The sequence below is a fragment of the Mycobacterium lehmannii genome (genome assembly GCF_002245535.1).
GTDB classification, from domain to species: Bacteria; Actinomycetota; Actinomycetes; order Mycobacteriales; family Mycobacteriaceae; genus Mycobacterium; species Mycobacterium lehmannii.
Genome location: NZ_NKCN01000025.1, coordinates 32,091 through 54,225 on the forward strand (window position 1 = coordinate 32,091; position 22,135 = coordinate 54,225).

Here is a 22,135-nt window from a genome sequence, read left to right on the forward strand (position 1 = left end):
ATGGAGCTTGACAACCAGGCATTGCCGTTGACGCGTCGGCAACTTGACATTTGGCTTGCCCAACAGTCGGGCCACTCCGGCACCGAGTGGCAGCTCGGCATGTTCGTCAAAATCCAGGGCGCCATCCAGCCGGACGTCTTCGAACAGGCGATCAGGCTGGGCCTGCAGGAAGCCGAACCGATTCGCGCCGCCTTCTTCGAGAAGGACGGTCAAGTAGTTCAGCGAGCGATCGACTACTCCGACCTCAAGTTGGCTCGCTACGACCTGATCGGCTCGTACGACGCTGAGCAGGAAGCCCGGCAGATTGCGACAGCGATCGAACGCACCCCGATGCCGTTCGACGGCAAGCTGATGAAGTTTGCGCTGTTTGCCACGCGGCCCAACGAGTATTACTGGTTCGCATGCTGTCATCACATCGTCATCGACGGCATAAGCATGGGACTGGTGGGCAGGCGCATCGCCGCGATCTACTCAGCACTTGTCGCAGGCACGCCCGCCTCGCCCGCTTTCTTCGGCTCTCTTCGGGACTTCGTACGCAGCGAGCTGGAGTACGAGTCGTCGACCGACTACCAAGATGACGAAGCGTACTGGCGGGAGAACCTCCCGTCGGAATCCGTACCAGACTTCCGGCTACCGCGAACCGAGAGCACGACCGATTCGCACCGGCCATCCCCTTCGATCCACCTCGATCCGGCGGTCGCCGGTTGCGTCAAAGAGTTGGCCAAGGCACTGGGCATCCGGCGGTCGTCCGTCCTCACTGCGGCGTGCGCGCTGCTGGTGCGCGGCTGCAGCCACGGCGACTCGGAGGTGGTGCTCGACTTCCCGGTCAGCAGGCGGGTGGATGCAAAGACGAAAACGCTTCCCGCAATGCTCGCCGGAGTCGTCCCGCTGGTCGTGAAAATGTCGCCGCACTCCACAGTCGCCGACCTCTGCCGGCAGGTCGACAAGCGAACTCGAGAAATATTGCTTCATCAACGTTTTCCGGTGCGATCCCTCGAGCTCGGCGGTGACCACCGCCGCTTGCGACAAGTGCCGGACCGGGTCGTGCTCAACTTCGTTCCCTCCCGCCTGTCGCTGAACCTCGCCGGTGTGCCGGCGACGGCAACGTACACGACATTCGGCCCGGTCGGGCACTTCGGCTTGTTCTTCGTCGGAGTCGGTGATCAGCAGTCATTCTTTACGGCGGGGGCAGGGCAACCATTTGCGGACTTCACGCCATCGGATCTGGCCGAACGTCTGCAACGGATGTTGACGGCCATGGCAGCCGCTCCCGAGTGTCGGTTGTTGTCGTTGACTGTCCTCGGATCGCACGATCAGGCACGCCTCGACGAATGTGGTAATCGTGCGGTGCTGACCACGGCCCCATCGGCGTCGTCGATCCCTGCGCTGTTCTCTGCGCAGGTGACACGCACGCCCGATGCGATCGCGCTGGTATGCGGCGACCGCACGTGGACTTATCGGGAGTTGGACGAGGCGTCGATCCGACTGGCTCGCCTGCTGGTCTCACGCAAAGTGCGGCCAGGACAGATAGTGGCGCTGCTGTTTTCGCGCAGTGCCGAGGCGATTATGTCAATTCTGGCGTGCTTGAAGACCCGCGCGGCGTACCTGCCGATTGACCCGGCCACGCCCGCGGCCCGGATCGGATACATCATCGAGGACGCTGCGCCCGTCGCCGCGATGACGACCGCTGAGTTGGCCTCGTCGCTCTCCGGATACGGGCTGCAGGTCATCGACGTCGACGACGCGGCGACGCGGTTAGAGTCCGACGACTCGTTGCCGCCGCCCGATCCCGACGACATCGCCCACGTCATCTACACCTCCGGCACCACGGGGGCTCCCAAAGGTGTTGCGATCACGCACCGTAGCCTCACCCGATTACTCGGTCCACCCGATGAGCATCTGTCCGCCCGCGCGTGGGGGCAGTGGCATTCGTATGGCTTCGACGCCTCAGTCGAGGAGATCTGGCGCGCTTTGCTACACGGTGGGCGGTTGGTGATCGTGCCCGAGGAGGTCGCGGCCTCCCCGCAAGACCTACACGCCTTGCTCGTCGCCGAGAACGTCAGCGTCCTGAGCCAGACGCCGTCGGCGCTGGGAACACTTGCGCCGGAGGGCCTGGACTCGATGGCGCTGCTGGTGGCCGGCGAGGCTTGCCCCGCCGAGTTGGTGGACCGGTGGGCGCCGGGCCGGGTGATGCTCAACGGCTATGGGCCGACCGAGACGACCATCTGCGCATCGAGAAGTGCTCCGCTGGTGCCCGGTTCGGGCGTCCCGCCTATCGGCTCACCTGTCAGGGGAGCGGCGTTGTTTGTCCTCGACGGGTGGTTGCGGCCGGTGCTTCCCGGTGTGGTCGGGGAGTTGTACGTCGCGGGCAGCGGTGTGGGCGTGGGGTATTGGCGTCGCACGGGGTTGACCGCGTCGCGGTTCGTGGCGTGTCCGTTCGCCTGCGGGGGGCAGCGGATGTATCGCACCGGGGATCTGGTGTGTTGGCGTCCAGACGGTCAGTTGCAGTATCTCGGGCGCTCCGATGAGCAGGTCAAGATCCGCGGTTACCGCATCGAACTGGGCGAGGTGCAGGCGGCGCTGGCCGGGCTGGCCGGGGTGCAGCAATCGGTGGTGATCGCGCGCGAGGACCGCCCCGGAGACAAGCGGCTGGTGGGGTATGTGACCGGTGCGGTGGATGCGGGCGCGGCGCGTGCGGCGTTGGCCGACCGGTTACCTAACTACATGGTGCCCGCGGCGGTCGTGGTGCTCGACGGATTGCCGGTCACGGTCAACGGCAAGCTCGACACCGCCGCGTTGCCGGCCCCCGAATATGTCGACGCCGATCGCTATCGCGCTCCGAGCAACCACATCGAGGAGATGCTGGCCGGTATCTATGCCCGTGTGCTCGGGCTGCCACGCGTGGGTGTCGACGACTCATTCTTCGACCTCGGCGGCGACTCCTTGTCGGCGATGCGCGTGATCGGCATGGTCGCCAAGGCCGTCGACGCCCACCTGACCGTGCGCGCGTTGTTCGATGCGCCCTCGGTCGCCCTGTTGGCGACCCGTGTCAGAGCTGACGGAAGTCGGCGACCGGAGCTGGTGGCCCTCCAGCGGCCCTCTGTGATTCCGTTGTCGTTCGCGCAAAGTCGGCTGTGGTTCCTGGACCAGGTGCAGGCGGGTGCGTACAACATGCCGACCGTGCTTCGGATCAGTGGCCGACTGGATGTCAAGGCGCTCTCCACCGCCCTCGACGATGTGATCGCGCGACACGAAGTGCTGCGCACCGTGTATCCCCAAACCGACGGTGTGCCATGTCAACAGGTGCTGTGCGCCGGTGCTGCGAAGTGGCGGCACCACGGCATGCCGGTGGAATCGATGTCCGAGCGCGAGGCGTTCGGCGAGTTGACGGCAATGGCGGCCTATCCGTTCGACCTGTCGGTGGAGATTCCGCTTCGCGCTCAACTGTATGGGATTGGCCCCCAGGAGTATCTGTTGGGGATCGTCGTGCACCACATCGCGTTTGACGGATGGTCAGTGGCACCGCTAGCGCGCGATCTGGGTCAGGCGTATGAAGCCCGCCAACAGGGCCGAGAGCCCGAGTGGACTGCGTTACCGGTGCAGTACGTCGACTACGCGTTATGGCAGCGTGCACAGTTCGGCGATCTGGCGGACAGCCGCAGCCCGATCGCCGCACAGCTGGACTATTGGCACGATGCCTTGGCGGGCATGCCCGAACGGCTCCAGCTTCCAACTGACCGGCCCTACCCCCCAGTGGCCGACCAGCAGGGCGCCACCTTGCCAGTGGACTGGCCGGCGTCACTGCAGCAGCGGGTACGTCAGTTGGCCGCGAATTGCAACGCGACCAGTTTCATGGTGGTGCAGGCCGCGCTCGCAGTACTGCTGTCGCGGTTGAGTGGCAGTCCGGATGTAGCGATGGGGTTTCCGATAGCCGGCCGCACCGATCCTGCACTCGACGAGTTGGTGGGTTTCTTCGTCAACACGTTGGTCCTGCGGGTCGACCTGGCGGAGGACCCCACGGTCGATGAGGTACTCGCGCAGGTACGCCAACGCAGCATAGGCGCCTACGAAAACGAGGACGTACCCTTCGAGGCGCTCGTCGAACGCCTGAACCCGACTCGCAGCCTGACCCATCACCCGCTGGTTCAGGTGTTATTAGCCTGGCAGAACCTTCCCGGCAATGCGGGGGCCCCCACCCCGTTGACGTTGGACGGACTCCAAGTCACCCAGATTCCGGTCGACACTCACACCGCGCGCATGGACCTGTCATTCTCGCTGGCCGAGCGGTGGACGGAAACCGCTGAGCCAGCTGGCATTTCGGGGGAAGTAGAATTCCGCAGCGACGTTTTCGACCCGCACACGATCACGACACTGCTGCAACGGTTCGAGCGGATCCTGACGGCCATGACAGCCGATCCGGCAGCGCGCTTGTCGTCGATCGAGCTGCTCGACGCCACCGAGTTCGCTTGGCTGGATCAGATCGGCAACCGCGCGGTGCTCGCCGACCCGGCTCCTGCGGCCGCGTCGATACCGCAGCTGTTCGCCGAACATGTGATGCGCCGCCCGGAGATGGTCGCGATCAGCTACGGACGGGATTCGTGGACGTACCTCGAACTCGACCAAGTCTCAGATCGGTTGGCACACCTGCTGTCTGCCCATGGTGCTGGTCCCGGTGAGACTGTCGCGTTGCTGCTGGAACGCTCGGCCGAGGCGATCGTGGCGATGCTGGCGGTACTCAAGACCGGCGCCGCTTATCTGGCGATCGACCCGGCCCACCCGGACGCCCGCGTCGAGTTCATGCTCACCGACGCCACACCGGTGGCCGCGCTCACCACCCCCGATCTTCGACAGCGCCTCAACGGTTACACGCTTACCGTTCTCGACGCCGCCGACCCTGGCGAGGACGCGCAGCGTGGTTCCATCCTCTCGACACCGGCACCAGAGGACATCGCTTACGTCGTCTACACCTCGGGGACCACCGGAACTCCCAAAGCCGTGGCCATCACCCACCACAACCTGGCTCATCTCGCCGCCTCGACACCACCGGGTCTGCCTGCAGCGCAGGTGTGGACGCAATGTCACTCCTACGGTTTCGACTTCTCGGTCTGGGAGATCTGGGCTGCCCTGCTCGGCGGCGGCAGGCTCGTGGTGGTGCCCGAAGAGGTGGCCGCTTCACCGGAGGACTTCCACGCCCTGCTGGTACGCGAACAGGTCAACGTGCTCACCCAAACTCCATCCGCAGTGGCGGCTCTGAATTCGGACAGGTTGGAGTCCGTGGCCGTACTGCTGGGCGGCGAAGCGTGCCCAGCCGATGTCGTAGACCATTGGGCCCCCGGCCGCGTGGTGATCAACGCCTATGGCCCCACCGAGACAACGGTGTACGCCTCGATGAGCACACCCCTGCAGGCAGGCACCGGGGCGGCGCCGATCGGTGCGCCGGTGGCGACCGCGGCGCTGTTCGTTCTCGACGAGTGGCTGCGCCCGGTCCCGGCCGGAGTGGTCGGTGAGTTGTACGTCGCCGGTCGAGGCGTGGGCCTCGGCTACCTAAGGCGGTCCGGGCTGACCGCAAGCCGGTTCCTGGCCTGCCCGTTCGGCCGGCCCGGCACACGCATGTACCGCACCGGCGACCTGGTGTGCTGGCGCGCCGACGGTCAACTGCAATATCTTGGTCGCGCCGACGAACAGGTGAAGATCCGCGGCTACCGCATCGAGCTCGGCGAGATCCAAGCCGCCCTCGCCGCCCTCGACGGCGTCGAGCAGGCCGCCGTCATAGCCCACGAGGACCAGGCCGGGGTCAAACGGCTGGTCGGCTACCTCACCGAAAGTGCGCCCGGGACAGTCGATCCGGCCTCCGTGCGGCCCGTGCTCGCCGACCGGTTGCCCGCGTACATGGTGCCGACGGCGGTGGTGCTTCTCGACGCACTGCCGTTGACCGTCAACGGAAAACTCGATACCCGCGCACTGCCGATCCCCGACTACCAGAGCTCGCAGCATTACTCGGCACCTGCCGACGCAGTCGAAGAGGTATTGGCCGGCATCTATGCGCAGGTGCTGGGTGTTCAGCGGGTCAGCGTCGATGACTCGTTCTTCGATCTCGGCGGCGACAGTATCTTGTCGATGCAGGTGGTGGCCCGTGCCCGCGCCGCCGGTCTGCGGTGTCGGCCCCGCGACATCTTCGTCGAGCAGACCGTTGCCCGGCTGGCCCGGGTCGCCGGGATAGCCGGCGGTGAGATCGGCCCTGCCGACGAGGGCGTCGGCGCCGTGAATGCGACGCCCATCATGTGCTGGCTGCATCAAGTATCCGGCAATATAGACGAATTCAACCAGACCGTGGTGGTGCAGGCGCCGGCAGGCGTCACCCACCGCGATATCGTCGCCATGCTGCAGACGCTGTTGGACCGCCACGCCGCCTTGCGGCTGCGTGCCGAACACCGCGAGACGGGCTGGTCGCTGTATGTGCCCGAGCCTGGGTCGGTCGATGCGGCGGCAAGCCTGGAAACCGTAGGTGAGTTGACGACAGATGCGTTGGTGGCCGGGCGTTCTCGACTCAACCCCTCCGCGGGCGTGATGCTCAGCGGTCTGTGGGCGCCGAGCACCGGCGAGTTGGGTTTGATCGTCCACCACCTCGCCGTAGACGCGGTCTCGTGGCGGATTCTCCTCGAAGACCTCAACATCGCCTGGACGCAGTACCACAGCGGACAGCCGATCGAGTTGCCACCGTTAGGCACCTCGTTTCAGCGCTGGGCGGCGCTGCTCGACAAGCATGCTCACAGTCCGGCGGTCATCGCCTCCGCCGACACCTGGCGCAAAGCGTCCACCACGCCAACGGCTTTGCCCCGCGTACGACCTGAGAAAGATACCTATGCCAACGCGGGCCGGTTTTCAGCGTCGCTGGATCCGGAGACGACGCGACTGCTGTTGGGGCAGGTGCCTTCCGCATTACACGCCGGCGTGCAGGACGTCCTGCTGATCGGGTTCGCGTTGGCGTGGCGAACGTTCCTCGCGGGGAACGACTCCGTCGTCATCGATGTCGAAACCCATGGGCGCAACGAAGACCTGGCTCCCGAGCTCAACCTGTCCCGTACGGTGGGATGGTTCACGTCGAAGTACCCCGTGGCGCTGACCATCGACCCGCTGCCCTGGGGTCACGTGGTCGCCGGTGACGCCACGGTGGGCGCTGTGCTCAAGAACGCCAAGGAACAACTGCGTGCCCTGCCGGACGGCATGACATACGGACTGTTGCGTTACCTCAACACCGGTGTCGCGCTGCCCGAGACAGATCCGGCCATCGGGTTCAACTACCTCGGACGGCTGGACGCAGGCGGCGTGCGGATGTCCGAGGACATGTGGCGGCTCTGCGATGACGGGTTGGCGTTGGCCGATGCCGTCACGGCGGTAGCCATGCCGCTGTCACACACCGTCGAACTCAACACCGGCGCCGTAGAGGGCGCCAATGGGGCTCTTCTACAGGCCAATTGGACATGGGCGACATCGACTTTGGACGAAAGCCAAGTCGACGGGCTCAACCGTCTCTGGTTCGACGCGCTGAAGGGTATCTGCCGCCACGTCGTACGCGGCGGTGGTGGGTTGACACCCTCCGACATCACACCCGTCGTCCTCGACCAGGACCAGATCGACCAGCTCGAGAAGCAGGACCGCGTCGCCGACATCCTTCCGCTGACCCCGCTTCAGGAGGGGTTGTTCTTCCACGCCAACACCACGGCCAGCGCAGACGACGCGGTCTACGCCATGCAACTCGACATCTCCATCGACGGCCCACTCGATCCGCAGCGACTCCGACACGCCATCGAGACGGTGGCCAAGCGCCACCCCAACCTCGCGGCCCGGTTCGACGGCCGCTACGGGCAACCGATCCAGGTCATTCCCGCCGACCCCGTCATCCCTTGGACGTTCCTCGACCTTGGTGCCACCGGCATGGATGTCGGCATGGATGCGGCTGCCGCCGCGGTGGCAGCCGGCCCGACCGCGGGTGCGCCGCCCACCGACACAGCGACGACGGACGCGGTCTACCGGACCCTCGAAACCGATGTGGCCGAGGCGATCACGAAGCTGTGCGCGGACGAACGTGCCGCGGTCTGCGACCTCACCCGTCCACCCGCCTTCCGGACGGCCGTGGTGCGGACGGCGCCGAACCGACACCGACTGGTGCTGACCAACCACCACATCGTGCTCGACGGCTGGTCGCTGCCGATCGTCGCCCGAGAGATATTCGCCAGCTACTACGGACACCGACTGCCCGCCGCCGGCTCCTACCGCCGATACGTCATGTGGCTTGCCGAACGGGACAACACCGCGGCGCGTGCGGCCTGGCGTGAGGTGCTGGCTGGCTTCGACACACCTACAGTGGTCGGCCCTCCGAACCGGCTGAGGCTCGGGCCGCGAGGGACCACCGCGTTCCGGGTCGGCGAGGACTCGACGCGGGCGCTCGGCGAGCTGGCACGCTCATGTCACACGACCGTCAACACGGTGCTGCAGGCCGCCTGGGCGCAGTTGCTGGTGTCACTGACCGGCCACCACGATGTCGCATTCGGCACTGCGGTGTCCGGGCGATCCACCGACATCATCGGCGCTGAATCGATGGTCGGCCTGCTGATCAACACCGTGCCGGTGCGCGCCTACACCACTCCGGCGACGACCGTCGGCGAGTTGCTGGACCAACTGCAGCGCAGCTACAACCACACACTGGAACACCAGCACCTCGCGCTGAGCGAGATTCACCACGCCACCGGCCAGGATCTGCTGTTCGACACCGTCTTCGTCTACGAGAACTATCCCGTCGACGCCCGCACGTTGCTCAGCAACGGGCTGACCGTCACCGAGGTCAACGGACGCGAGTCCACCCACTACCCGCTCGCGGTCGTCGCGCAGCCGGGCACGGAGTTGGGGATGCGCATCGAGTTCGACACCGACGTGTTCGACGCGACTGAGGTCGACGAGCTCAGCCGGCGCTTTCAGCGGGTGCTGCGGGCGATGACCGCCGGCCCGACGCGCCGGTTGTCGTCGATCGATCTGCTCGACGGTGACGAGCACGCGGTTATCGACCGGCACGGCAACATAGCCGTGTTGACCCAGACCTCCGCGCCGACAACGATTCCGGCGCTTTTCGCCGCGCAGAAGGCGCGCGACCCGCAGGCGGTCGCGTTGACCTTCGAGCGTGAGTCGATGTCGTACGGTGAGCTAGACGAGGCGTCGAATCGACTCGCCCACTTGCTGGTTCGCCACGGAGCCGGGCCGGGCCGGTGTTTTCTGATTGTGTCCGAGCGCTCGGCCCGGGCCGTCGTGGGGATCCTGGCGGTGCTCAAGAGCGGGGCAGCTTACCTGCCGATCGACCCGTCGACGCCCAGGACTCGCATCGAGTTCATCGTCGCCGACGCTGCACCGGCCGCCGCGCTCACCACCACCGACCTGGCGGACCAGATGCGCGGCATCGGCATCCCTGTCATCGAACTCGACGACGCCGTGATATCCGCAGAGTCGAGCAGCGCGCTGCGCGAACCGGCCGCAGACGACATCGCGCACATAATCTACACATCGGGAACTACCGGCGTCCCGAAAGGCGTTGCGGTCACACATCACAACGTCACCCGCCTCTTCGACTCCCTCGACGTCGGTCTCGAGCTGGGGCCGCATCAGGTGTGGGCCCACTGCGCGTCGCTGGCGTTCGACTTCTCGGTCTGGGAGATCTGGGGCGCGCTGTTGTTCGGCGCACGGCTTGTGGTCGTGCCCAAGTCGGTGACCCGCTCGCCGAAGGACCTGAACGCTTTGTTGCGCAGTGAGCACGTCACAGTGCTGAGTCAGACACCGACGGCGGTGCAGGCGCTTTCAACCGAGGGCTTGGCGGCCGTCACGTTGATGGCGGCCGGTGAGGCCTGCCCGGCCGAGGTGGTGGACCGCTGGGCGCCGGGCCGGGTGATGCTCAACGGTTACGGGCCGACCGAGATCACCGTGTACGCGACAATCAGCGCGCCACTGACGGCAGGATCGGACACGGTGCCGATCGGTGCACCCGTGCCGGGCGCCGCGCTGTTCGTGCTCGACGGGTGGCTGCGCCCGGTACCGCTCGGGGTGGTGGGCGAGCTGTACGTGGCGGGCCGAGGGGTCGCCGTCGGATACTGGCGTCGGCCTGGCCTGACCGGATCACGGTTCGTCGCATGTCCCGGCGGTGAGCTCGGCGCACGGATGTACCGCACCGGTGATCTGGTGCGGTGGCGCGCAGATGGGCAATTGCAGTACCTGGGTCGCGCCGACGAGCAGGTCAAGGTACGCGGCTACCGGATCGAACTCGGCGAGGTGCGCACCGCGCTTGCTGAGCTGAACGGCGTCGAGCAGGCCGCGGTGATCGCCCGCGAGGACCGCCCCGGTGACAAACGCCTGGTCGGTTACCTCACCGAAACCATCCCTGGGACAATTGATCCGGCGGAGGCGCGGGCCGCCCTTGTTGAGCGGTTGCCGTCCTATATGGTGCCCGCGGCCGTGGTGGTACTCGACGTGTTGCCACTGACGGCGAACGGCAAGCTCGACGTCCGTGCCTTGCCGGCACCGGAGTACCAGGGCGTCGATCACTACCGCGCCCCGGCCACTCCCATCGAGGCGATCCTGGTCAGCCTCTACGCCCGGGCGCTCGGCCTCGAACGCGTCGGTGTCGACGACTCCTTCTTCGACCTCGGCGGGGACAGTATCTTGGCGATGCGCGTGGTCGCCGACATCAACACCAGCCTCGATGGCGATCTCTCCGTGCGTGCCTTGTTCGACGCGCCCACGGTCGCCGGGCTGGCGCGCTGTCTCGGCGGTGACGCGGGCCGGCGCGCACCATTGGTCCCGGACGCACGGCCCCCGGTGATCCCATTGTCGTTCGCCCAGAGCCGGCTGTGGTTCCTCGACCAGTTGCAGGGTCCTTCAGCCGTTTTCAACATGACTGTCGCGCTGAATCTGCAAGGGCAGCTTGACGTCGACGCGCTGCAAGCGGCTCTACACGACCTCGTCGCCCGCCATGAGAGCCTGCGCACGTTGTTCCCAGCGCCGGACGGGGTCCCGCAGCAGCTCGTCGTGGACGCCGACAACGCCGACTTCGGCTGGCAGGTCGTCGACGCCACTGCCTGGTCGGCGGAGCGGCGCAGCGACGCCATCGAGGAGACGGTACGCCTGGCCTTCGACCTCTCTTCGCAGATTCCGTTGCGAGCCCGGCTGTTCCACGTCGGTGAAGACGAACACGTGTTGGCGGGCGTAGTGCACCACATCGCCGCCGACGGCTGGTCGATCGCCCCGCTGATACGCGATCTCAACGCGGCATACACGAGCCGGTGCGCGGGGCGGCCACCGGCGTGGTCGCAATTGCCGGTGCAGTACGCCGATTACACGCTGTGGCAGCGTGAGCAGTTCGGCGATCTCGACGACGGCAGCAGTCCCATCGGAGCCCAATTGGCGTACTGGCGGGACGCGCTGGCGGGGATGCCCGAACGGCTGCAGCTGCCGACCGACCGTCCCTACCCGCCGGTGGCCGAGCAGCGCGGCGCCACGGTGACCGTCCAGTGGCCGGCCGAGTTGCAGCGTCGGGTGGGGGATGTGGCCGCGCAGCACAACGCGACAAGTTTCATGGTCGTCCAAGCCGGCCTGGCTGCGTTGCTGTCCCGGCTGAGTAGCAGTTACGATGTCGCCGTTGGGTTCCCGATCGCCGGACGCCGCGATCCCGCGCTCGACGACCTCGTCGGTTTCTTCGTCAACCTCTTGTTGCTACGGGTGGATCTGGCGGGCGACCCGACGGTCGCGGAGTTGCTTGCGCAAGTGCGACGGAGCAGCCTGGACGCCTACGAGAACCAGGATGTGCCGTTCGAAGTTTTGGTCGATCGGCTCAACCCGGCCCGCAGCCTGACCCATCACCCGCTCGTGCAGGTCGCGTTGGCCTGGCAGACGGCCATCGGAGGCGCCGACGATACCGACGCGCTGACGCTCGGCGATCTGCAGGTCACCCGGATGCCCGTGGAAACCCACACCGCTCGTATGGACCTGGTGTTCTCGCTGTCCGAGTGCTGGACCGACACCGGTGAGTGCGACGGGATCGGCGGGACGGTCGAATTCCGCACCGACGTGTTCGACGCCGTCACCGTCGAGACACTGGTCGCACGGCTGCAACGGGTCTTGACTGCGATCACGAGCGATCCCTCGCGGCGGTTGTCGGCGGTGGACGTGCTCGCCGACGAAGAGCACGCGCAACTCGAGCGGTTCGGCAACCTCGTCGGATTGACCGCCCCGAGACCTGCGCCGGACTCGATTCCGGCGTTGTTCGCCGAACACGTGGCGCGCGCACCGGATGCGGTCGCGATCAGCTGTCTGGACACTTCCTGGACCTACCGGCAACTAGACGAGGGTTCGAACCGGCTGGCGCACTTGTTGATCAGCCGCGGGGCGCGACCGGGACGATGCGTGGCACTGGCGATGAGCCGGTCGGCAGAAGCCATCGCGGCGATACTTGCGGTACTCAAGACCGGAGCGGCGTACCTTCCGATCGATCCGGGCTTGCCGTCGGCGCGTATCGAGTTCATGATCGCCGATACCGCACCGATCGCCGCGGTCACCACGGCCGCCCTGCGCGACAGCCTCGATGGCTGCGACGTGCCCGTTGTCGACGTCGACGATGCCGGCATCGCGACCCAGCCGGACACCGCGCTACCGCCGCCCCCCGCCGAACACCTCGCGTACGTCATCTACACCTCAGGAACCACCGGTGTGCCCAAAGGCGTTGCGGTCACCCATCACAACGTGACCCAGCTGTTGTCGTCGCTGGACGCCGGACTGCCGCGGCCGGGGGTATGGGCGCAGTGCCATTCGTTGGCGTTCGACGTGTCGGTCTGGGAGGTCTTCGGCGCACTGCTGCGCGGTGGACGGGTCGTCGTCGTACCCGAAAGCGTCGCCGCTTCGCCGGACGACTTCCACGCGGTGCTGACCACCGAGAAGGTGAGTGTACTGACCCAAACGCCCTCTGCCGCAGGGATGCTGCGACGCGAGGGGTTGGAGTCGACCGCGTTGGTGGTGGTCGGTGAGGCGTGCCCGGCCCAGGTCGTTGAGCAGTGGGCGCCCGGGCGGGTGATGCTCAACGCCTACGGTCCGACCGAGACCACGATGTGTGTGGCCATCAGCGCCCCACTGGCGCCGGGATCGAGCGTGCCGATCGGCTCGCCGGTGTCGAGGGCGGCGCTGTTGGTTCTCGACGACGTGCTACGGCCGGTGCCGCCCGGATCGGTCGGTGAACTGTACGTGGCCGGGGCGGGAGTCGCAGCCGGCTACCTCGGCCGGTCCGGACTGACAGCTTCGCGGTTTGTGGCCTGTCCGTCCAGGGGCAGCGCGGGACTGCGGATGTATCGCACCGGCGATGTGGTGCGCTGGCGTGCTGACGGCCAACTGCAGTACCTGGGACGGTCCGACGAGCAGGTCAAGATCCGCGGCTACCGCATCGAACTCGGGGAAATTCAGGCCGCGCTCGCCGAACTGGCCGGCGTGGAGCAGGCAGTCGTCGTCGCTCGCGAAGACCGCCCCGGTGAAAAACGGCTGGTCGGCTACCTCACCGGAACGGCAGACCCCGCCGAAACGCGCGCGGTCCTGGCCCGGCGGCTCCCGGGTTACATGGTGCCGGTCGCGGTGATGCAGTTGGAGAGCCTGCCGCTGACACCGAACAACAAGCTCGACGTCCGCGCGTTGCCCGCGCCCGACTACCAGGACAGTGACCGGTACCGCGCGCCGGCCGACGCGGTCGAGGAGATTCTGACCGGCATCTACGCCCAAGTGCTGGGACTCGAGAGGGTCGGCGTCGATGACTCTTTCTTCGACCTCGGCGGTGACAGCATCTTGTCGATGCAGGTGGTGGCGCGGGCTCGGGCAGCGGGTGTGACGTGCCGGCCGCGGGACATCTTCGTCGAGCAAACGGTGGCCCGGCTCGCCCGTGCCGCGCGGGTGCTGACCGCGGACACCGGCCCCATCGACGAAGGCCTCGGAGAAGTGGCAGCTACGCCGATCATGCGCTGGCTGCGCGAAATCGAGGGCTCAGTACGGGAATTCAATCAGACAATCATCGTCGATGCACCCGAGGGTGCGACGCGTGCCGACGTCGGCACCGTGCTGCAGGCACTGTTGGACCGACATGCCATGTTGCGCCTGCACGCGGTAGAGCGCGGGACCGGAGGTTGGTCACTGCACGTACCGGATCCGGGGTCGGTCGATGCCGACGCGTGCGTCGACGCGGTCGACGAACTGTCTGAGGAGGTGGTGAGAGCGGCGCGGTCGCGGCTGGACCCCGCCAAAGGTCGGATGCTCAGCGCGCTTTGGGTGCCCGCCACCGGCCGGCTGGCGCTGATCATCCACCATCTGGCCGTCGACGCGGTGTCATGGCGCATCCTTCTCGAAGACCTGAATATCGCTTGGGCGCAACACCGCAACGGGCAGCCGGTGAACCTGCCGGTGACTGGAACGTCGTTCCGGCGGTGGGCGTCTCTGTTGACAGAGCGCGCACACGACCCCGCGGTGCTGCGCCAGGCGGATGCGTGGCGACATGTCGCAGTGGTGCCGCCCGCACTCCCAGCGCCGCAGCCCGACATCGATACCTACTCCAGCGCGGGCCAGCTGTCCGCCACGCTGGACACCGACACCACCCGCGTTCTGGTCGGCGACGTACCCGCCGCGTTCCACGCCGGTATTGGCGACATCCTGCTCATCGCATATGCGATCGCTTGGTCGCGGTTCCTCGACATCGGCGGCGAACCCGTGGGCATCGACGTCGAAGGCCACGGCCGGTACGACGATCTCGCGCCGGATCTCGATTTGTCGCACACGGTGGGTTGGTTCACCCTCAAACACCCTGTCGCCCTAGTTATTCCGGAGATGGCCTGGAACAAGACCGTGGCCGGCGACACCATGCTTGGCAACGTGGTAAAAGATGCCAAGGAACAACTTCGCAGTCTGCCCGAGGGGTTGTCATACGGGCTTCTGCGTTACCTCAACGACGAGATCGAGCTGCCGGCAACCGACCCGTCGATCGGATTCAACTATCTGGGCCGCCTCGGTGGCGCTGGGGCCGGAGTTGCGGGTGAACTGTGGACGGTCAGCAGAGATGACTTGTCGCTCGTCGACATTTCTGCCGCCATTCCCATGTCGCTGTCCCACACCGTCGAGCTCAACGCCGCGACCGTCGACACCGACGCGGGACCGCAGCTGCAGGCGAAGTGGGCATGGGCCCAGTCAGCCGTCAACCAGGCCGACGTAACCCGTCTCAGCGACCTGTTCTTCGACGCACTCAGCGGCATCTGCGCCTACGTCCGGGAGGGCGGCGGCGGGCTGACCTCTTCGGACATCACGCCCGCCCGGCTCAACCAGCACCAAATCGACCGGCTCGAGACGCAATTCCGCCCCGCGGACATCCTCCCGCTGACCCCGATGCAGCAGGGCCTCCTCTTTCACGCCAGCACCGCACAGTGCAGCGGTGACGACCTGTACGCAATGCAACTCGACATCACGATCACCGGTCGGCTGGACCGCGATCGCCTGGAAGCGGCGGTCCAGGCCGTGGCCGCACGCCATCCGCACCTGGTCGCTCGATTCTGCGGAGAGTACGACCCACCGGTGCAGATCATCCCCGCCGATGCGCGACCGGCCTGGCAGTACCTCGACCTCGCAGGCAAGGACGCCGACGAGCGGGTCGCGCGGGTTTGCGGCGACGAACGCGCCGCGGTCTGCCGTCTCAGCGACGCACCGGCGTTTCGTGCGGCGCTGATTCGCCTCGCCGAGGATCGGCATCGCTGCGTACTGACCTTCCACCACATCGTGATCGACGGCTGGTCGCTGCCTATCCTCGCGCAAGAGTTGTTCGCGAGCTACTTCGGGCAGCGGTTGTCGGCCGCCGGATCGTTCCGCCGGTACGTCACCTGGATGTCAGAGCGTGACATCGATTCGGCGCGGGCGGCCTGGGGCGAAGTCCTCGTCGGATTCGACACGCCGACCATGGTCGCCCCGCCCGGCCGGCACGGGCGCCGGGGGGTTGAGTCGCATCGGTTGTCCGAGCACCTCAGTCGTGCCGTCGAGGAGTTGGCGCGCTCAGAGCACACCACCGTCAACACCGTGCTTCAGGCAGCTTGGGGGCATCTGCTCACGTGGTTGACCGGCCGGCGGGACGTCGCGTTCGGCACTGCGGTGTCCGGCCGTCCGGCTGACCTTGCGGACGCGGAGTCGATGGTCGGGCTGTTGATCAACACGGTGCCCGTCCGGGCGACCTTCAAGCCGGACACCACGGCATCCGATGTGCTGAAACAACTTCGGACAGCCCATGCCCACACCCTTGAGCACCAGCATCTTTCGCTTGCCGAGATCCACCGGATCACCGGGCTGGACCAGTTGTTCGACACGCTCTTCGTCTACGAGAACTACCCGGTCGACACGGCGGATTTGCTCGACTTCGACGGGCTGGCCGTCACCGAGTTCAGCACCCGCGAGCGCAACGACTATCCGCTGACGCTGCAGGCCATGCCGGGGCGCGAACTCGCGCTTCGGCTCGAGTATGACATCGAGGTGTTCGACCCGGCCGGAGTGGGCACGCTGATCGGGCGTCTGCAGCAGGTGCTGGTCGCGATGACCGCCGACCCGGCGCGGCAGCTCTTGTCGATCGACCTGCTCGACGCCGACGAGCATGCCCGCTTGGACCTGATGGGTAACCGCGCGGTGCTGACGCAACCGGTGGGGACGCCGTCATCGATTCCGGCTGTGTTCGCTGCCCAGGTGACTCGCACCCCTGATGCGATCGCGGTGAACTGCGGCGAGTCTGCGTGGTCGTACCGGGAACTCGACGAGGCGTCCAACCGCCTGGCCCACCTGCTTGCCGAACACGGTGCTCGCCCGGGCCAGTCTGTGGCGCTGCTATTTTCGCGCTGCCCCGAGGCCATCCTTGCGATCCTCGCGGTGCTGAAGTCGGGCGCGGCGTATCTGCCGATCGACCCCGCCCACCCCTCCACCCGGATCAAGTTCATGATCGCGGACGCCGCGCCGGTCGCAGCAGTCACCACCGCCGCTCTGGCGCACCGATTCGATGAGTGTGACATCGAGGTCATCGACGCCGCCGACCCGCGCGTCGACACCCAGCCCAGCACCGCGCCGCCCGCACCCCGTCCGGACGACATCGCGCACATCATCTACACCTCCGGGACCACCGGTGTGCCGAAAGGCGTTGCAGTCACTCAGTACAACGTCGTGCAACTGTTCGACCGACTCGACACCGGCCTGGAGTTGTCACCGGCACAGGTGTGGACGCAGTTCCACTCCTATGCGTTCGACTTCTCGGTGTGGGAGATTTGGGGCGCACTGCTGCATGGTGGGCGACTCGTCATCGTGCCCGAGACCGTGGCCCATGCGCCGGAAGACTTCCACGCACTGTTGCGGTACGAACACGTCAGCGTGCTTACCCAGACACCCTCTGCCGTGAGGGGAATCACGCCCGAAGGCCTGGGCTCCACCGCGTTGGTCATCGGCGCTGAGGCTTGCCCCGCCGAGTTGGTGGACCGGTGGGCGCCGGGCCGGGTGATGCTCAACGTCTATGGTCCCACCGAAACCACGATGTGGCTCTCCAAGAGCGCGCCTCTGACGCCGGGTTCGGGTGCGCCGCCTATCGGCTCACCTGTCAGAGGAGCGGCGTTGTTTGTCCTCGACGGGTGGTTGCGGCCGGTGCTTCCCGGTGTGGTCGGGGAGTTGTACGTCGCGGGCAGCGGTGTGGGCGTGGGGTATTGGCGTCGGGCGGGGTTGACCGCGTCGCGGTTCGTGGCGTGTCCGTTCGCCTGCGGGGGGCAGCGGATGTATCGCACCGGGGATCTGGTGTGTTGGCGTCCAGACGGTCAGTTGCAGTATCTCGGGCGCTCCGATGAGCAGGTCAAGATCCGCGGTTACCGCATCGAACTGGGCGAGGTGCAGGCGGCGCTGGCCGGGCTGGCCGGGGTGCAGCAATCGGTGGTGATCGCGCGCGAGGACCGCCCCGGAGACAAGCGGCTGGTGGGGTATGTGACCGGTGCGGTGGATGCGGGCGCGGCGCGTGCGGCGTTGGCCGACCGGTTACCGAACTACATGGTGCCCGCGGCGGTGGTGGTGCTCGACGGGTTGCCGGTCACGGTGAACGGCAAGCTCGACACCGCCGCGTTGCCGGCCCCCGAATATGTCGACGCCGATCGCTATCGCGCTCCAGCCAACCCCATCGAGGAGATGCTGGCCGGTATCTATGCCCGTGTGCTCGGGCTCGACCGCGTGGGTGTCGACGACTCATTCTTCGACCTCGGCGGCGACTCGATGTCGGCGATGCGGGTCGTCGCCGCGATCAATGCCGGCCTGGACGCCAACCTCCCGGTACGCGCGTTGTTCGATGCGCCGACGATCGGTGGGCTGGCGCCACGCCTGAGCCGCTGCGCGGGTGGTCGCCCGCCGTTGGTCGCCGGTGAGCGACCCGCTGTCGTTCCGCTGTCGTTCGCCCAGAGCCGGCTGTGGGTGATCGACCAATTGCACGGTCCCTCACCGGTTTACCACATGGTGGTGGCGTTGCGGCTGCGCGGTCACCTCGATGGCGACGCACTACGCGCCGCACTGGGTGACGTGGTGGACCGCCACGAAAGCCTGCGCACGCTGTTCGTGGCGCCCGACGGCACCGCGCAACAGCTGGTCCTTGCCGCCGGGTGCGCCGATGTGGGCTGGCAGGTCGTCGAGGCCGGCGGATGGTCGGAAGACAGGCTGATGGCGGCCATCGGCGGCGCGGCGGCTCAGCCGTTCGACCTGTCTACGCATATCCCGCTGCGTGCCAGCGTCTTTCGTATCAGCGACGACGACCATGTGTTGGTCGGCGTGGTGCACCACATCGCCGCCGACGGCTGGTCGTTGGGCCCGCTGATACGCGACCTGGGCGTTGCCTACGAGGCACGCCGACACGGAGACGCTCCCGGGTGGGCGCCGCTCCCCGTGCAATACGTCGACTACACGATGTGGCAGCGTGCGCGATTCGGTGACCTCGACGACAGCGACAGTCCGATCGCCGCGCAACTGGAGCACTGGCAACAGGCGTTGACGGGCCTGCCCGAGCGCCTGCAGCTGCCGACGGACCGACCCTATCCAGCGCTCGCCGATCAGCGCGGCGCCGTCATGACGGTGCACTGGCCCGCGGAGCTGCAGCAACGGGTGCGCGAAACGGCCGCGGAGTACAACGCGACCACTTTCATGGTGATGCAGGCCGGACTGGCGGTGCTGTTGTCGCGGCTGAGCGCGAACCCCGATGTGGCGGTTGGCTTCCCGATTGCGGGGCGCAGTGATCCCGCCCTCGACGAGCTGATCGGCTTCTTCGTCAACACGTTGGTGTTGCGGGTCGATTTGACCGGCGACCCCAGCTTCGCCGAACTGCTCGACCAGGTGCGGCAGCGCAGTCTGGCGGCGTTCGACCACCAGGAGGTGCCGTTCGAGTTGCTGGTAGAGCGGCTCAACCCGATGCGGTCACTGGCGCACCACCCGCTGGTTCAGGTGTTGTTGGCCTGGCAGAACCTGCCCGGCCTCGGCGGTGATCACGCGGCCGCCTTGACGCTGGGCGACCTGGACGTCAAGCAACTACCCGTCGAAACCCACACTGCCAGAATGGATCTGACGTTCTCACTGTCGGAGCACTTCACTGATTCCGGTCTGCCGGACGGCATTCGGGGAGCGGTCGAGTTCCGCACCGACATCTTCGATGCCACCAGCATCCAGGCGCTCGTCGGCCGCTTCGAGCGGGTGTTGACGACGATGACCGCCGATCCCCACCGCCGCGTCTCCGCGGTGGACCTCCTCGAGCCCTCCGAGCACCACCGACTGGCAGAGCTGGGCAATCGGCGGATGCTGAACGCAGCCGCACCGCCGTCGCGGTCGGTCCCGGAGTTGTTCTCCGAACATGTGAGGCGTCACCCGAATGCGGTGGCGGTCAGTGGCGCGGACCGCGCGCTGACCTACCGCGACCTCGACGACGCGTCGAATAGGTTGGCGTACCTGCTCAGCGAGCGCGGAGTCGAACCCGGCTCGCGTGTCGCGCTGCTGTTCGAGCGATGCTGCGAAGCGATCGTCGCCATGGTGGCGGTGCTCAAAGCCGGGGCGGCGTACCTGCCGATCGATCCGGCACTGCCGTCCGCGCGCCGGGAATTCCTACTGGCCGACGCCGAGCCGATCGCGGTCCTGACCACGGCCACGCTTGCCGAACTGTTGACGGCAAGCGACGTCGCGGTGGTCGACGTCGACGACCCCGCCGTCACCGAATACCCGTGCGCACCGCTGCCGTCGCCTGCGGTCGATGACATCGCCTACCTGATCTACACGTCGGGCACGACCGGCGCCCCCAAAGGTGTGGCGATCACCCACCAGAACCTGGCTCATCTGGCCGAGTCGACACCCACGGCCCTACCTACCCGGCAGGTCTGGACACAGTGTCACTCGTACGGCTTCGACTTCTCGGTGTGGGAAGTCTGGGCGGCGCTGCTCGGCGGCGGACGACTGGTGATCGTCCCCGAAGCGATCACCGCTTCGCCCGACGACTTCCACGAGCTGTTAGTGCGTGAACGGGTCAACGTGCTGACCCAAACCCCCTCCGCTGTTGCCGCATTGAATCCGTTGGGGCTCGAAGGGGTGGCAGTGCTGCTCGGCGGTGAGGTGTGTCCCGCCGAGGTGGTCGATCGGTGGGCACCGGGCCGGGTGGTGATCAACGCCTACGGGCCGACCGAGGCCACGGTCTATGTGACGATGAGCCGTGCGCTGAGTGCCGGGTCGGGGGCCGCGCCGATCGGTGCGCCGGTCCCGACCGCGGCGTTGTTCGTGCTCGACGAGTGGCTGCGGCCGGTGCCGGCGGGCGTCGTCGGCGAGTTGTACGTGGCAGGTCGAGGCGTGGCAATGGGTTACCTCGGCCGGGCCGGGCTCACTGCGGGACGGTTCCTGGCCTGCCCGTTCGGCCGGCCCGGCATACGCATGTACCGCACCGGGGATCTGGTGTGCTGGCGCGCCGACGGCCAACTGCAATATCTTGGCCGCGCCGACGAGCAGGTGAAGATCCGCGGATTCCGCGTCGAACTCGGTGAAATCCAAAGCGCGCTGGCCGAAGTCGACGGCGTCGAACAGGCAGCGGTCGTCGTCCGCGAGGACCGCCCCGGCGACAAGCGTCTGGTCGGCTACACCACCGGCACCGCCATCCCCGCCGCGGCGCGCACCGCGCTGGCCGAGCGGTTGCCTGCCTACATGGTGCCTGCCGCGGTGGTTGCGGTCGATGCGATCCCGTTGACGGTCAACGGAAAGCTCGACACTCGCGCCCTGCCCGCGCCCGACTACCAGAGCGCGCCGCAGTACCGCGCCCCGGCCGATGCGGTCGAGGAGGTGCTGGCCGGCATCTACGCGCAGGTGCTCGGGTTGGAGCGGATAGGTGTCGACGACTCGTTCTTCGATCTGGGTGGCGACAGCATTCTGTCGATGCAAGTGGTGGCCCGCGCCCGGGCCGCGGGGCTTCGGTGTCGGCCGCGTGATGTCTTCGTCGAGCAGACGGTGGCGCGGCTCGCCCGGGTCGCCGATGCCGCGGACGGCGCGGCCGCCACGGTCGATGACGGCACCGGACCCGTGCAGCCCACCCCGATCATGGCCTGGCTCCGCGAGGTCGACGGCCCGGTCGACCAGTTCAACCAGACGATGGTGTTGCAGGCGCCCGCGGGAGTCACCGACGCCGACGTCGTCATGCTGTTGCAGGCGCTGCTGGACCGGCACGCCATGCTGCGGTTGCACGTCGCAGACGACGGCCAGATGATCGTTCCCGCGCCGGGGTCGGTGCAGTCCATGGACTGTCTGCACATGACCGACGAACTGACCGAATCGGCGATGAAAAGCCTTTGTGCGCAACTCAGTCCGGCCGCGGGAAAGATGCTGACGGCGCTGTGGGTGCCGTCCACCGGACAACTGGCATTGAGCATTCACCACCTCGGAGTCGACGCGGTTTCGTGGCCGATTCTCATCGAAGACATCAACATCGCGTGGGCTCAACACCACAACGGCCAAGCCATCGCGCTGGCGCCGACCGGCACCTCGTTCCGGCAGTGGGCTGCCCGGCTGGCCGACC

At 67.0% G+C, this 22,135-nt stretch carries 1 protein-coding gene (running past one end of the window); it reads left to right on the forward strand.

Annotated elements, in window-relative coordinates:
- Positions 1-22,135, forward strand: partial view of a non-ribosomal peptide synthetase gene (locus CEX87_RS22280; protein ID WP_094289128.1) — the 5' portion only. The gene runs 7,877 nt beyond the window's last position; only the first 22,135 of its 30,012 coding nucleotides appear in the window; its start codon is at positions 1-3; its stop codon lies beyond the right edge, outside the window.